This is a genomic window from Myroides odoratimimus, assembly GCF_038039805.1.
In the GTDB taxonomy this organism is placed as follows: domain Bacteria; phylum Bacteroidota; class Bacteroidia; order Flavobacteriales; family Flavobacteriaceae; genus Flavobacterium; species Flavobacterium odoratimimum_B.
In genome coordinates, this window is sequence record NZ_JBBPHK010000025.1 from 21,177 (window position 1) to 35,522 (window position 14,346).

A 14,346-nucleotide genomic window follows, 5' to 3' on the forward strand; every position below is an offset into this window, starting at 1 on the left:
CTTTACTTTTTGCCTTTTTTAGGCGCTTTGTTCTCTTGTTTTTTGCTGTCCTCTTCTAGTTTTTTAGATAGACCAGGTGTAGCTTTTATTGTTTCAGGGAGAATGTCTATAGGCTTATTATAACCTTCTTTCATGTCTTCTCTTGCTTGTTCTCCTTTTTTCTCTTTATGTAATTCCTCATCAGTGAATATATCTTCTAATGAGTTTATCTTTTCGTCACCTCTATATAAGAAATCTCTTAATAGACGAGCATTTTTAGGTAGTAGCTTCTCAGGATATAAGTCTCCTTTAGGATCTACATATTTTGTAGCCGTGTTAATCTTTCCTTCTAAGAAACTGACATTGATATGACTACAAATCCCTTTGTCGATACCGACTAATTCGTTCTTGTCATTATACATATAATAGATAAGCTCTGCATTTTTAATCAAGTCTAACTCATCTAGTTTATTCTCTTTAAATTTACCGTATAAGTTAACACCTTTTAATTGATTATAACCATCTCCTATTGTATCTTTTTGAATCACGAAGGCATTTTCTAATACTTTTAGAGAGTCCATCTTCTGAGTCTCTGCATTACTAAGTAGGTGAATAAAACGACCTGTGACCTGACTATCTCCATTCCAGATAACAGGTTTACCTATCATCTGTGTTAAGCCCGCTTTTTCACTCCAGTGAATAGAGTCTGCTTTACCACTCATACTATCACGTAGTATACGAGCATCGTTAAAGGCGCGTATTACGCGCTCTTTATCCTTTCCTGTCAGTAAAATACGCGGAGCGTGCATATACACAGAATCTCCCTCTTGTGATTTCATACTAACTAAAGCTTTTTTAGTAACGAACATCGAGTCCTTAGCTTTGTATAACTCTGCGTAGTGTCCAGTTATTTTACTTTTATTGATAGTATCAGTTATTCTAACGTTATTCGTTGCAGAAGCAAAATCTTTTAGTTTAGAATAATAGATAGAATCTCCTTCTATTTTTCTTTTATCATACCAGATAAAAGAGTTCTTTACCATCTTTCCTAAATCGTTTTTTACATCATAAAAACCATTTTCAGTATAGATATAATCTTCCTTGTTAGTTATAGTGGAAGGACCGAATACATATGAGTGTTGTGGTACTTCATAAAAATCTAAGTGATTAGACTTGATCACTGTTCCTTTATCTGAAGTTACTTTTACAGCTGTGAAGAATTGGAACTTCTTTTCTGTAGTGTAGTAACGTCCTTTTTCGCTTTCTAATACATTACCCTTGTTGTGAATAGTGGCATGACTGTCATAGAATACAAGATCCTTTAAACGATCATATTTTAAAGTATCTGTCTCTAAGGTAGAGTCTGGAGAAGTAAGTAATACATCTCCTTGCGCATAAGCAAAACCATTGATTCCATTATATTCAGCATAATGGCTATTCATTGTTAAGGTGTCTCCTTGTACAATGTGAACATTCCCAAAAAGCTTTAGATAATTCTCTTTTTCGAAGAAGTACGCTTTATTACATGTCATATTCATACCGTCATGCTCAGCAGATATATTTCCTGTTAAGATTACGGCATCTGGCAGTACCTCATGATTGATATCAGAGTAGTCTGCGTGATGTATGATGATTTTTTTTTTGTTTTGACTAAAACCTAGTAATGCGAATAGTATAAAAAGTAAATAATACGGTATTGTTCTCAAGTCACTATATTTTTTTCAAATTTAAGTAAAAAATACGTACAAAGATTTTAGTTAAGAAGAATTTATAAACAGGCTAGAAGAAGGGCAAAAAAAAAACACTTCGTAAGAAGTGTTTTTTAAGTATCTTATTTTAAGATAGTCTGTGTTCTATCTGGACCTACAGAAACTATTTTTACTGGTACACCTACTTCATCTTCGATGAATTTGATATACTCTTTTAGTTCCGCTGGTAATTGGTCATACTCTGTCAATCCTGTTAAGTCAGCTTTCCAACCTTTTTTCTCAACATAAATTGGCTCAACGTTTTCTGGCTCGATATTGTAAGGTAAGTGAGTGATCTCTTCTCCTTTATACGAGTATTTAGTACATACTTGTAATGATTCAAAACCTGATAATACGTCAGCTTTCATCATGTATAATTCTGTAACTCCATTCACGTCTACTGCGTATTTTAAAGCCACTAGGTCTAACCATCCACAACGTCTAGCACGTCCTGTAACAGAACCGAACTCACGACCTACAGTTGCCATAGTAGCACCGATTTCGTTATCTAATTCTGTAGGGAATGGTCCACTACCAACACGTGTAGTATAAGCTTTAAAAATACCAAATACATTTTTAACTTTATTTGGAGCTACTCCTAATCCTGTACATGCACCTGCTGCCGTAGTAGTAGATGATGTAACGAATGGATATGTTCCAAAGTCAACGTCTAACAGTGATCCTTGAGCACCTTCTGCTAGGACTGATTTACCTTCTCTTAGAGCTGTATGGATATAGTTTTCACTATCGATGAACGTTAATTTCTTTAATTGCTCTACTGCTGCGAAGAACTCTTCTTCTAATTCAGCCAAGTTGTATTGCAATTCTACATCGTGGAACTTAATCATTGCCTCATGCTTGTCTGCTAAGTTGCGGTAACGCTCTTTAAAGTCAGCAAGTTCAATGTCTCCAACTCTTAATCCATTTCTACCAGTTTTGTCCATATAAGTTGGGCCAATACCTTTTAATGTAGAACCGATTTTAGCTTTTCCTTTTGCTGCTTCAGAAGCTGCATCAAGTAAGCGGTGAGTAGGTAAGATTAAGTGAGCTTTTCTAGAAATTAATAATCTTGTGTAAATGTCGATGTTGAACTTCTCTAATCCCTCAATCTCTTTGATGAAAACTACTGGGTCAATCACTACACCATTTCCAATGATGTTAATAGAATTTTTATGGAAAATTCCAGAAGGGATAGTGCGTAATACATGTTTAATCCCATCAAATTCTAAAGTGTGTCCCGCGTTTGGTCCTCCTTGAAAACGAGCAATGATGTCATATTTAGAAGTTAGTACATCTACGATTTTACCTTTTCCTTCATCGCCCCATTGCAAGCCTAGTAGTAAGTCTACTGTCATTGTTTGTGTTGTTAAAAAGTTTGAAAATTAGTTGTTGTTTTCCACTTGTTCTTCCTCTTCTACTGTCTTTCTATTTCCATAGAAGTATAGAGAATGATTGTGGATGTCTATATTAAAGATTTCTTCAATTGTCTTTTTAATAGTCTGTATACGAGGATCACAAAACTCGATTACTTCTCCTGTATCAGTTAAAATAATGTGATCATGTTGTTTATCGAAATAGGACTTCTCATAGTGTGCTTGGTTTTGACCGAATTGGTGTCTTCTTACAAGTCCACATTCTAAAAGAATTTCAATAGTATTGTAAAGCGTAGCTCTACTTACACGATAATTTTTATTCTTCATTTTGATATAAAGAGACTCTATATCAAAGTGCTCTTCGCTATCATATATTTCTTGAAGAATAGCATATCTCTCAGGTGTTTTACGATGTCCTCTTTCTTCTAAAAACTTCGTGAACACATTTTTTACGATTTCTTGATTTTTTTCACTTCCCATATTCAAAAATATCTTAGTTGCAAATATAGAGCTATTTTCGTTTGAATTATAATAAATCAAATAAGGTTAGTCTATATGCGAATAAATTATAATTATTTTATGATGGATTTACACGTGTTACTTTCTCTATTCCCTCGATTTTCTTAAGGTTACCCATCATTTTTTTCAGTACATCATTATTCGGAACGATCACTGTGATAGATCCTTTAAATATTCCAGCATTTTCACTTAATGAGATACTGCGAATATTGATGACTTTACTTTCTATGATAATCTTCGTAATCTCAGTAGTTAGACCAGCTGAATCAAGACCTGTGATATTGATAGTCGCTTCGAAGTTCATCGCTTCCTTAGAATCTACCCAGTGTGCTTGGATGATTCTATAAGCGTAGTTAGATCGCATACTGATCGCGTTAGGACAGTCTGTCTTATGTACTTTTATTCCTTCATTTATCGTTACGAACCCGAATGCATCATCACCTGGTATAGGGTTACAACAGGTAGCTAGTTTGTAATCTAACTTCTCATTGTCTTTACCGAATACAAGTAAATCACCTGTTTTATTAGCTGCTGTATCTGTGATAACTGGGATAGAAGGCGCTCTTTTTATCGTCTTTTTAAAGAAGCTAAATAAAGAGTTGTTTCTATTGGCAGCATATTCTTTTAACTGAACGTTATCAATGACACCAGCTCCAATTCTATAGAATAAATCTTGACTTGTTTTTAGCTTAAAATAAGCTACCATTTCATTCACAGTTTTTTCGTCTAGATTTACTTTTAGATGTTTCAGTTTGCGCTGTAATTGTTCCTTACCATCTTCAGCAATGCGCTTCGTGTCTTCGTTTAGCGAACTTTTAATCTTATTTTTTGCTCGAGTAGTAGTCACATAGTCTAGCCAGCTTACGCTCGGCTTCTTATTCTCAGATGTGATTACTTCTACCTGATCACCACTGACAAGTACATGATTTAACGGTACTAATCTGCCGTTGACACGAGTACCTCTAGTGCGCAATCCTACTTCTGAGTGTATCGCGAAGGCAAAGTCAAGAGCAGTAGCTCCTTTAGGGAGTGATTTAATCTCTCCTTTCGGTGTGAAAATATAAATCTCTTTAGCGTATAGACTCAGCTTAAAGTCTTCAACAAAGTCTACAGCATCTGTCTCTGCATTTTCTAAAGCTTCTTTAAGTTGATTTAACCATTTGTCTAAGCTATTTTCTTCTGTAATACCTTGCTTGTATTTATAGTGAGCGGCATATCCCTTTTCTGCAATTTCATCCATGCGCTCACTTCGGATTTGAATCTCTATCCATCTTCCTTTCGGCCCCATTACTGTAATATGTAAAGCTTCATATCCAGTAGATTTCGGTGCTGATATCCAGTCTCTAAGTCTATTCGGACTAGGGCGGAAGTGATCTGTCACAATAGAGTAAATCTTCCAGGCAATGAATTTCTCATCGTGGGGAGTAGATTTATAAATTATACGCAAGGCAAACTTGTCATATACCTCATCGAATGTTACATTCTGTGCTTTCATCTTACGACGAATAGAGTAGATCGACTTCGGTCTTCCCTTCATTGAATATTCTACCTGTTCTTCGTCTAATGACTTTTTCAGAATATCACTTACTGTTTGTATGTATTGATCTTGCTCTTCTTTACTCTCTTTCATCCTATTGACGATGTCCTGATAGATGCGAGGTTCTGTATATTTTAGACCTAAATCTTCTAGTTTAGTCTTAATATTAAATAACCCTAATCGATGAGCTAACGGAGCATAGATATATAAAGTCTCTGACGCTATTTTCGCCTGTTTATAATCTACCATGCTTTCCATGGTCTGCATATTGTGAAGTCGGTCAGCTATCTTAATTAAGATTACACGCACATCATCATTTAGTGTCAATAGCATTTTACGGTAGTTCTCCGCTTGCATAGAGATATGAGGATCTGGCTCTAACATAGCCATCTTGGTCAATCCTTCTACAATTTTGGCAATTTTTGGATTAAACCATTCTTCTATTTGCTCAACTGTAATATCTGTGTCTTCTACTACATCATGCATTAATGCCGCAGCAATGGAAGTAGGACCTAAACCGATTTCTGAAGCGACAATTTTTGCCACAGCAATAGGGTGGAAAATATAAGCTTCTCCAGATTTTCTTCTTTGATCTTTATGAGCTTCAACCGCTACATCAAATGCTTTACGGATTAATTTTTTATCATCCTCAGATAAGGTCTGATAACTTATTTTTAAAAGCTCTTTGTATTCTTTAGCAATTGCTCTGTTTTCTAATTCTATTTCTTCCTCTGTCATATATAATTCGCAACTTTTATATCTAAAATAGTGTTCATTAAATATAGTGAAAAAACAGTTATAGATGAACTATGTTTTGTTAAAAAAATAGAGATTTATTATTTAGAATTATTTGTTACACCTTGTTTGTTATCAATTGATTAGGTTGTATATTGCAGTGCATATAGGATTTGATAGACTAAATAACACACTACGTGATGATAAAATATCAATTGGTGAAGGTGAATTGATGAAGTATATTCTTACGAAAGAGATATATTCTGAATGATATTGTGTAATTGTTAAGAATAATCTAGTAAATCCCTTTGACCTCTCTTAATGTTTATGTCGTGTCTAACTTGAAATGAATAAGTAGTGATAGAGAAATGCTTCTATATTCACTCCGTTATTTTGACTAAAATAACGGATTCATAACGGACTCACTACGGACTCATAACGTACTTGTATCAAATCAATCTAACACCTGTCAGCTAGAAAACTAGAGTAGTTTTGGATAATTAGATAATTTGAAATATTTTATGAGTCATTAATCTGGAAGTGTCTACATAATGATTAGAAATTCTAGAGCGTAATATAATGAAAATAAAATCTATTTTCTCATTGCTTTTCTTCTTTCTGCTACTTCTGACATATATTTTTCTATGTATGGAAGGACTTCTTCTAAAGTAGGAATCCCCTCGAACACCTTATTCTTTCCGCCAAAATATCCTCTTAGCTCGCTCTGTATTTTACCATCTTTATTGACTATAGATACAGTATTGTCAACACTGGCTTTACCTTCAAATATTAGAGCGAATTGATATAACTTTTGAGAGCAATATTTAGCTTGTTCTATTAGTACATCTATAGGCAGTGTATTTTTAGTAATCTGAGTAGTTAATCCATGTGCTTGATGTAAAATTGCTTCTTCCTCTGGTAAGTTTAAGAAAGGATGGCCTTTTTGTAGAGGTTGGTTCATTAAAGACTTAGCGTCCTTTTCCCACCAAAAACCTCTTGCGATAACTTCAACAAATTGGTCGTGAAACTTAAAGATATAGTGCTTAAAGTCTGTACGCATATCTTCTACATCACCACCAAATTCATAAGTTCTTCCATAATGACTTTTTTCATACACATATCGTTCCATTTGCCATTTAGAATGCTGTACTACATAGACCCAAGGCATTTCCTTATCTTCTGTCCAGTCATCTGGATAGGGAAGATATTCTCCACGACATACTCGTATCGCATCTAGATTACTAAATGTGATACGGCCATATTGCTCATCTTCTGTGTTAAAGTAGATACCTGTAAGTGTATCATCATACAGTACAGTAGGTGATAGTACATAGTCTGCCTCTATTGGTATGGTGATACCTATTGCATAGTCAGTTTGATTCATTTGTTTTATGCTTTGTTGTCAAGACGCATACGCATAGAGATATTAAATGGTTCAAACCCTTCTCTTAGGTATAGGTCTATTGCTTTTTTATTTTGAGAGAGAACATTTAGTTCGAAGTAGTCAACCTTATTTTGTACTCCCCATTCTTTGACAGCATGGATTAGCTTCTTTCCATAGCCTTTTCCGCGACTATCTGGGTCAACAACTAAATCCATTAGATAAACACAACGCTGTTGTACAAAGCAGTTATAGGGTGGTGCACTCTGCAGCTGTGCTATAGCAAAGCCTTGAACTTCTTTATCGTCTTCTGCTACAAAAATAATAAAATCATTTTCTCCTTTGATAACGCTTTCTATAAAAGCAGTGTCTTGCTGAGCAGCCTTCATATAGTGAGGTTCTAAGTCAGCCATTACTTCGAATAAATTAAAGTATAACTGTTGTATAGTAGGTATGTCTTCTAAGTGTGCTTTTCTAATCATGTGTTATAGTATTATGATGACTAAAATAAGGGATTTAAAGATAAGAAAGGGAACAAGGGAAGGGTTTTATATGAAAGGAGTTGGTAGCATAGGTTATGTTTTTATTTTAGTAGGTAGTTGACCATAGTACTTCTTAAATGCTGTGGAGAAGTGGTGACTGTGTCTATAACCTACATACTCTGCTATCTCATAGATATTATACTCTCTACTTTTTATCATTTCTAAGGCTTTCTGCATGCGCAGGTCATGGATGTACTTAAACGTAGTCGTTCCGAAGAGTGCTTTAAAGCCTTTCTTTAGTTTGGTTTGATTAATACCTACTCTCAGTGCTAACTCTTGTATCGTGAAGTCTTTGTTATAATTATCTGTGATATACGATTTGATTTCGTGTAGTGCTTGTTCATCTTTTCTGTGAAGGCTTAATTCTTTAGGGGTTTTATTATAACTCCAATTGTGGTATTGTAATAAATGAGCTTCTTCTATTTTATTATTGATATAATGCTCAGCAAGTTTTCCTTGATAAGGATGAGAAACTAATTGTTGTAAGACTTGGAGGGAATTTAGATTTAAGTCAAATACAAGTTTAGGAGACTGGCTACCTAATAGCTCTTCTAAGTATTCTTTTTCTTCTTCAAATAAGTTGGTCACAAAGGTTTTGTTTACTGCTATTTCTAAAAACTCTCCTCTTTTGTCTTTTGCCGTTTTCATAATGTGTTCATAAGGAACAGCTCTTTCTTTAAACAATAGCGCTCCTTGTTCATGAATGTTGAGGTTGTCATGGTTTAAGGTTAAGCTACTTCCTTGTATACAATTATACGTAAGGATAGATTCTTTAGTAGGAAGTACAGTGTGATAGAAGTCTTGTTCCGCAGTATAAGTTCCGTGTTTTATACTGGCTATAGCGGTATGGATCACTGTAATATCCATAGTATGTGTAGCTCCTTCTATATGATGACTATCTACGATTAAGTTTCCCTGATTATTTCCTTGTAACATAGCTTATGTTTCTTATCGTTTGCAAAAATAAGTATTTATATTGGTTTTAAATAAGTTGTTAGTAAAATGATTTGTAGTTAGTTATAATACTTCTTCTAACGTTGTTTATAATTCTATATGCGTTATCTATTAGGTGTAATTCTTTAGGAATTTTGTAAGGTAATAATAGCTTAGTTGAGTTAAAGCTTAAACTAAGTTTTTAAAATGTGTTTTATGATTTTTAAAGACAAATGGTTTATACTATTTATTTTATTAGTAGCCACTATACTTTCTCCCTTGGATTTTTATATTGTCAATTTAGCATTGCCTTCTATACAACATTCTCTTCGATCGAGTAGTAGTGAATTGCAGATGATAGTATCTTTCTATACTTGTGCTTATGCTGTGTTTCAAATATCAGGTGGTAGATTTGGAGATATTTATGGGCGTAAGAGAATATTCATTATTGGATTGATAGGTTTTATTAGTTCATCTGTACTCTGTGGTCTCTCTCAATCTCCTGTGATGATGATTATAGGTAGAGTATTACAAGGGATCTCAGGAGCAGTTATGATACCACAGGTTTTGGCTATTCTTCATACGCTTTTTGACGAAAGAGAAAAGCGTTTAGTAATGGCTTTGTATAGTTTTACTTTTGGGATAGCCGCTGCGTTAGGACAATATCTTGGAGCAGTTTTGATAGAGTGGAATATATTTGACTTAGGATGGCGTGTGATATTTTTAGTTAATTTACCTGTTGGGTTGTTTGCGTTGGTGATGGCAATTATAACATTACCAAAACAAGATCATAAGTCTATAGAGAAAGTTGATTATAGAGGGACTGCATTGTTAAGTCTAGGATTAATGAGCTTTATTTATCCTTTAACGACAATAGTAGAGAAAGGAATAGCTATACAGACTGTTATGTTTTTAATAGCATCAGTAGTGTTTTTGTACTTGTTTATCAAGGTTCAGAATATGCGTAAACAAGAAGGAAAGAGCATTTTAGTAGACTTTACTATCTTTAAGTTTAAGAATTTAAAACTAGGAGTGATTATAAGTTTTCTATACTATGCAAGTGGAGTGTTTTATTTAGTATTAGGTATTTATTTACAAGAAGAATTGTATTGGACAAGTATGGAAGCGGGTAAGGCTATTATTCCTTTTGGTATTGGATTTATTATTATGTCATTGAGTTCTTCTGTAATTAGTAGATATTTTAAACAGACTATTCTTTCTTTGGGATTAGTTATTTATGGTATAGGTTTCTTATTATTACTATATACTTTGTATAGTTTTGAGCCCTTGTTGTTTAAGGTTGATTTGTTTGTCATTGGATGTGGAATGGGATTGACCTTAGCATCTGTAGTTAGATTAAGCTTAAGTAATATACCTGTTCAGTTTGCAGGATTAGCTTCGGGAGTAGTAAACTGTGGTCTACAGATAGGTTCAGCATTTGGAGTAGCAGCTATTGGAAGTGTGTTTTTTGGAGTAGCAAATAGAGTAGATTACACTTTAGCATTTGCAGTAGTGCTGGTTTTAATTTGTGTATTGTTATTGATAGCTTTGTTTTTGAGTTTTGGCATTGTTAAAGCTCTAAAAGAATAATAAGAAATGCCCTTGCAATGATATATAAGGGTATCTCTATCATATTTTATACCTCATTACGGTATGTACAGGTTCAAAGTGTTCTTTGAGATAGAGGTCATAAGCACGTTTGTTTTGCTCCACTACCAGAAGTTCTATGTAGTCTACTTGTCTATGTTTTGCCCATTGTTTAACAGCATCTATTAATTGTTTTCCAATCCCTTTACTACGATACTCAGGTTCTACAAAAATATCTGCAAAGTTGAGGTATTTATGAGGTACAAAACACTCATAAGGTAAGGTTTGCTCAATAAATAAAGCAACCATACCAATAAGCTTGCCTTGATCAACAGCTACTAAGAAGTCCCATTCGTCTGATTGTATTGTTTCTTCTAAGAAATCAATAGCAGGTAGATCAGCTTTAAAGTAATCTGGTTGATATTCTTGCATCACTACAAACTGCTTTTGATAAAGCAGTTGTAGTTGAGGTATATCCTCTAATATGGCTGGGCGTATGTGTATCATATTATTTAAACCATTTCTTTAAAAAACTTTTTAAAGTGTTTTTACCTTTGAAGTCAGTAGGTAAATCTAAGTCATTCTCTTTAGCTATTTCTAAATAGTAGGCTAACTTTTCACTGTTTTTAAACTTCTCGTCATAGGCATAGATATATAACAAATCGGTGGCTGCATATACATAACCTTTAGATACTGCCTGTTCAAAATATTCAATCGCTTTAGCTGTATCTTGTTTGACTTCATAGCCTAAATTATAGCACTTACCCATTAAAAAGGAACCTAAATGATCTTCTCCTTTAAGGTCTTTTTTGATGAATTTCATTGCTTTTTTATACTCACCTAATAGATAGTAACAATCTGCAATATAGTTGGTGACATAAAATCCACCAACTTTTTCTAATGGTAAGAAGTAATGTAAGGCTTTTTCGAAATCTATGTCTATACCTTCAGCTCCTTGGTAATATAGGTAAGCTAAGTTAAGTTTAGCTTGATTATTTCCTCTTTCTGCTCCAAGTAAGTAGTATTGTAATCCTTTTTCACTGTTGTAAGGTACTCCTAAAGCCTCAAAATACATATAACCAATATTGGTCGCTGCGTAGTGATTTCCAAGCTCTGAAGCTTTTAAAAACAGTTTCATAGCTTTAGGATAATCAATATAGTCCTCTTCTGTGAGATGGCGATAGGCTAAATCCTGAAGTAGTTCATCATTATTGAGCTGTTCTGAAAAGTTGATTAATTGATTGTATTCTTCTATCCAGTCATTATCTAAGTAAAAGTCTTTAATTCTGTGGATATAGAAAGACTCTAAACTTAGGTAATCATCTGTAGTGACTTGTTTCACTCGTTCTGCAAAATACGGTTTAAATAGGCTTACTTCTCCGTCTTGATTATAGTGCATACGCGTTGCTAATGCGATTAACTGTGTAAGTGGTAATAAATCTAAAGCATTATCTTGGTATTGGTATACTTTTTTATCTTTATACACCACTACAACTTGTGGTTCATGATTTAGGGGATGCAAAGTAATATAATTACAATCTTCTACTACAGGTATAGTTTGCCCAATCGGCGTTATATTCCATAGGTTGTTCTTAATTGCATAAGCTTCTATGCCTAAAACCTTAAGCTCAACAGCTATTTGTAGTGGGATAGCCCAAGTGCGATTGACACAATCGTAAACACCTTTTTTCTTTCCTGAACTGATATATACCTGTCCGATTTGTAGATTGATGTCCATCAAGATGTACTTCTCTATACGTCCTTTCACATAATCAATTAAGTTCTCCTTTAGTTCTATATCATAGATCGTCATTCCTTGATCTGTGATTACTTTAATACATTTATCCGTTAGGCCTTCTGCCATCTTTACATCGTCTAAGACCAAGTTGCCGTGTGCATCAATTATCTTTTTTAGTTTAGTACCCTTTGCAGATGGCACTAATAGACAATCTCCTGTACCAATATCAGAAATATCGCTAAAGTCATAATTACCTATAAAACTATATTGATTAGAATACATAATGTCCTTATTATCGTGCTTACCACAGAAGAACTGATAGTAATATTCGAATGGTTCAGTAGAGGTAAACGGAATGCATTCCTCTCCTTTGTAATTGAATACGGCGTATAGATTTCCTTGAAGAACGTTATAGTAATCGTCTTTTAATAATTCAATTTCGTCATAGATAAAATCAGTGATATACGACTGTGTACTGATATTATATAAGGCATATTTCTCGTTCTTTTTTAATGAACAAGTTATGATAGATGTGTATTCATCAGGATTGTCAGTTGTGCTTTCTACATAAGTTATCCCTGTTGTACTAACGTAGTCCCATACTGGCTCAAGTACGATGTTTCCTTGTTTATCGATTAAACCACATTTGTCATTTAGAATAATATAGGCTAAGCCACTTTCTTCAAACTCTCCAATTCCATCATAAATAGCAGGTAGAATAACCTCTCCATTAAGCTTTTTTATTCCCCAGCGCTCATTTTCCTCAAAGTGTAAAAAGTCGTAGTTTGGCTCAAAAGCAACTTCTAACCAATCCCATCCATAGTTGGCATTATCATTATTAAGATACTCTTGAAGGGTGCTAAAAGGGAAGAAATAGCTGGCAATATCTGAGGTGTTAAACTCTTCTACACTTGCATTACTATCTAATAGTTCTTTAAACTCAGTAGCTAACCCTTCTAAAGTAGCTAAATATTCTTTTGCTAAAGTCTTGTGACTACCTTCACTCATATTATACACATCAGAACCATCAAGTACAAGACTATCACCTTCTAAATTATTGAAGTAATATAGTTGTTTTTGATAAGACTCAAAGTAATTAGGTTGATGTTCTTTAGGAACGAGTATATCTATGTTCGATTGTATCCATTGGTGGAATTGTTCAAATAGAGGCATGGCTTCTTTCATTCTAAAGTATAGAAGATAAGAAGGTTTTAGACTGTAATCTTTTAACTCTTTAGACTGTACCGGAATGCTGAATAGAGGAAAAAAGAATAAAGGTATTTCATATTTCCACTCTCCTATAAAATGATATTCTACTTCTCCCTGTGGTGTTAAGTCTATATTAGTTACGATATGTCTGTGTCCCATGTTGCTTTATTTTTGTATTCAAAAATAGAATAAAAAACAGTATTGCAATGTCACTATTTACCGCTATATAAAATAAAAAAGCACCTTGGATGAGGTGCTATGTTTGTTGTTATTTAAAATCTCGTTGGCGTTTTGCTTCGAACAGTAAGATAGAAGCAGCCACAGATACATTCATTGAGTCTATTACTCCACTCATCGGTATGATGATATTCTTAGTGCTAGCATCTCTCCATTCTTGTGTAAGTCCTGTAGCTTCAGTACCTACTACGAAGGCAGTAGCTTCTTTGTAATCTCTCGTATGATAAGAAGTTGAATCTTGTAATGTAGCACAGTAGATATTGATATTGTGTTTTTTTAGAAAGGCAATAGCATCCGTAGTAGAGGCCATTGCTATCTGATTTGTAAAAACACATCCTACACTAGAGCGGACTACATTAGGATTATAGATATCACTTTTAGGGTTAGCGATGATGACAGCATCTATATTAGCTGCATCAGCAGTTCTAAGTATAGCACCTATGTTCCCCGGTTTTTCAGTCGCTTCAGCTACTAAGATAATAGGATTTTCAGAAAGCTTTAGATCCTCTAGAACTAATGATTTTGTATGCGCGATAGCTATCACCCCTTCAGTTGTATCTCTATAAGCTAGTTTCTGATAGACCTCTTTAGAAATTTCTATTAACTCTGTTTCTCTTGAAATGAAAGGTCGCAGAGAGGCCTCAGATACAAGGTCAGGATAAAATAAAAGAGTCTTTAATGCATATCCTCCTTTAGTTGCTAATTCTATTTCTCGAAGCCCTTCAATAACAAATGTACCTGATTGTTTCCTATTTCTAGATTTTTCTTGTAGTTGGACAATGCTTTTAATCAAGGTGTTTTGTGGGCTATCTATTCTTTTAATCATCA

11 protein-coding genes are annotated in these 14,346 nt (G+C 34.1%); 1 reads left to right on the top strand and 10 read right to left on the bottom strand.

The genetic code is table 11. The annotated features are described in order from the left end of the window. Positions 1–2: 2 nt before the first annotated feature. The 7 genes from AABL85_RS14980 to AABL85_RS15010 form a co-directional block, all read right to left on the bottom strand. Entirely contained in the window at positions 3–1,685 is a 1,683-nt protein-coding gene (locus AABL85_RS14980) for an OstA-like protein (RefSeq protein ID WP_286415492.1), read from the bottom strand. 125 nt (positions 1,686–1,810) lie between these two features. Further along, positions 1,811–3,082 (bottom strand): adenylosuccinate synthase, encoded by a 1,272-nt coding sequence (locus AABL85_RS14985; RefSeq protein WP_286415491.1) that lies wholly within the window; start codon positions 3,080–3,082, stop codon positions 1,811–1,813. A gap of 27 nt (positions 3,083–3,109) precedes the next feature. Then, the gene (locus tag AABL85_RS14990) at positions 3,110–3,580 is read right to left on the bottom strand and encodes a Fur family transcriptional regulator (protein ID WP_025124782.1); all 471 of its coding nucleotides are present in this window, start codon (positions 3,578–3,580) and stop codon (positions 3,110–3,112) included. Between the two features lie 97 nt (positions 3,581–3,677). Then, the gene (locus AABL85_RS14995) at positions 3,678–5,894 is read right to left on the bottom strand and encodes a RelA/SpoT family protein (protein WP_286415490.1); all 2,217 of its coding nucleotides are present in this window, start codon (positions 5,892–5,894) and stop codon (positions 3,678–3,680) included. 589 nt (positions 5,895–6,483) lie between these two features. Beyond that, complete coding sequence (locus AABL85_RS15000; RefSeq protein ID WP_341310675.1) at positions 6,484–7,275, bottom strand: hypothetical protein; 792 nt, start codon at positions 7,273–7,275, stop codon at positions 6,484–6,486. 5 nt (positions 7,276–7,280) lie between these two features. After that, positions 7,281–7,754, bottom strand: a complete 474-nt coding sequence (locus tag AABL85_RS15005; RefSeq protein WP_341310676.1) for a GNAT family N-acetyltransferase — start codon at positions 7,752–7,754, stop codon at positions 7,281–7,283. 93 nt (positions 7,755–7,847) lie between these two features. After that, positions 7,848–8,750: an AraC family transcriptional regulator gene (locus AABL85_RS15010; protein ID WP_341310677.1), complete on the bottom strand. Its 903-nt coding sequence runs from the start codon at positions 8,748–8,750 to the stop codon at positions 7,848–7,850. A gap of 213 nt (positions 8,751–8,963) precedes the next feature. Here AABL85_RS15010 and AABL85_RS15015 point away from each other — a divergent pair, with 213 nt between their 5' ends. Continuing rightward, positions 8,964–10,337 (top strand): MFS transporter, encoded by a 1,374-nt coding sequence (locus AABL85_RS15015; RefSeq protein ID WP_341310678.1) that lies wholly within the window; start codon positions 8,964–8,966, stop codon positions 10,335–10,337. A 39-nt stretch (positions 10,338–10,376) separates the two neighbouring features. On the opposite strand, the gene AABL85_RS15020 is transcribed toward AABL85_RS15015, so the two are convergent. The 3 genes from AABL85_RS15020 to AABL85_RS15030 form a co-directional block, all read right to left on the bottom strand. Continuing rightward, complete coding sequence (locus AABL85_RS15020; protein ID WP_341310679.1) at positions 10,377–10,841, bottom strand: GNAT family N-acetyltransferase; 465 nt, start codon at positions 10,839–10,841, stop codon at positions 10,377–10,379. A 1-nt stretch (position 10,842) separates the two neighbouring features. Next, the gene (locus tag AABL85_RS15025) at positions 10,843–13,440 is read right to left on the bottom strand and encodes an SEL1-like repeat protein (RefSeq protein ID WP_341310680.1); all 2,598 of its coding nucleotides are present in this window, start codon (positions 13,438–13,440) and stop codon (positions 10,843–10,845) included. Between the two features lie 109 nt (positions 13,441–13,549). After that, on the bottom strand, positions 13,550–14,344 hold the full coding sequence (locus AABL85_RS15030; protein ID WP_341310694.1) for an RNA methyltransferase: 795 nt from the start codon (positions 14,342–14,344) through the stop codon (positions 13,550–13,552). Positions 14,345–14,346: the final 2 nt, after the last annotated feature.

Bases quoted from the DNA above. Each gene is read 5' to 3' on its own strand.
- AABL85_RS14990 (WP_025124782.1), bottom strand. From the start codon at position 3,580: ATGGGAAGTGAAAAAAATCAAGAAATCGTAAAAAATGTGTTCACGAAG.
- AABL85_RS15015 (WP_341310678.1), top strand. From the start codon at position 8,964: ATGATTTTTAAAGACAAATGGTTTATACTATTTATTTTATTAGTAGCC.
- AABL85_RS14995 (WP_286415490.1), bottom strand. From the start codon at position 5,894: ATGACAGAGGAAGAAATAGAATTAGAAAACAGAGCAATTGCTAAAGAA.
- AABL85_RS15020 (WP_341310679.1), bottom strand. From the start codon at position 10,841: ATGATACACATACGCCCAGCCATATTAGAGGATATACCTCAACTACAA.
- AABL85_RS15025 (WP_341310680.1), bottom strand. From the start codon at position 13,440: ATGGGACACAGACATATCGTAACTAATATAGACTTAACACCACAGGGA.
- AABL85_RS15005 (WP_341310676.1), bottom strand. From the start codon at position 7,754: ATGATTAGAAAAGCACACTTAGAAGACATACCTACTATACAACAGTTA.
- AABL85_RS15000 (WP_341310675.1), bottom strand. From the start codon at position 7,275: ATGAATCAAACTGACTATGCAATAGGTATCACCATACCAATAGAGGCA.
- AABL85_RS15010 (WP_341310677.1), bottom strand. From the start codon at position 8,750: ATGTTACAAGGAAATAATCAGGGAAACTTAATCGTAGATAGTCATCAT.
- AABL85_RS14985 (WP_286415491.1), bottom strand. From the start codon at position 3,082: ATGACAGTAGACTTACTACTAGGCTTGCAATGGGGCGATGAAGGAAAA.
- AABL85_RS15030 (WP_341310694.1), bottom strand. From the start codon at position 14,344: ATGATTAAAAGAATAGATAGCCCACAAAACACCTTGATTAAAAGCATT.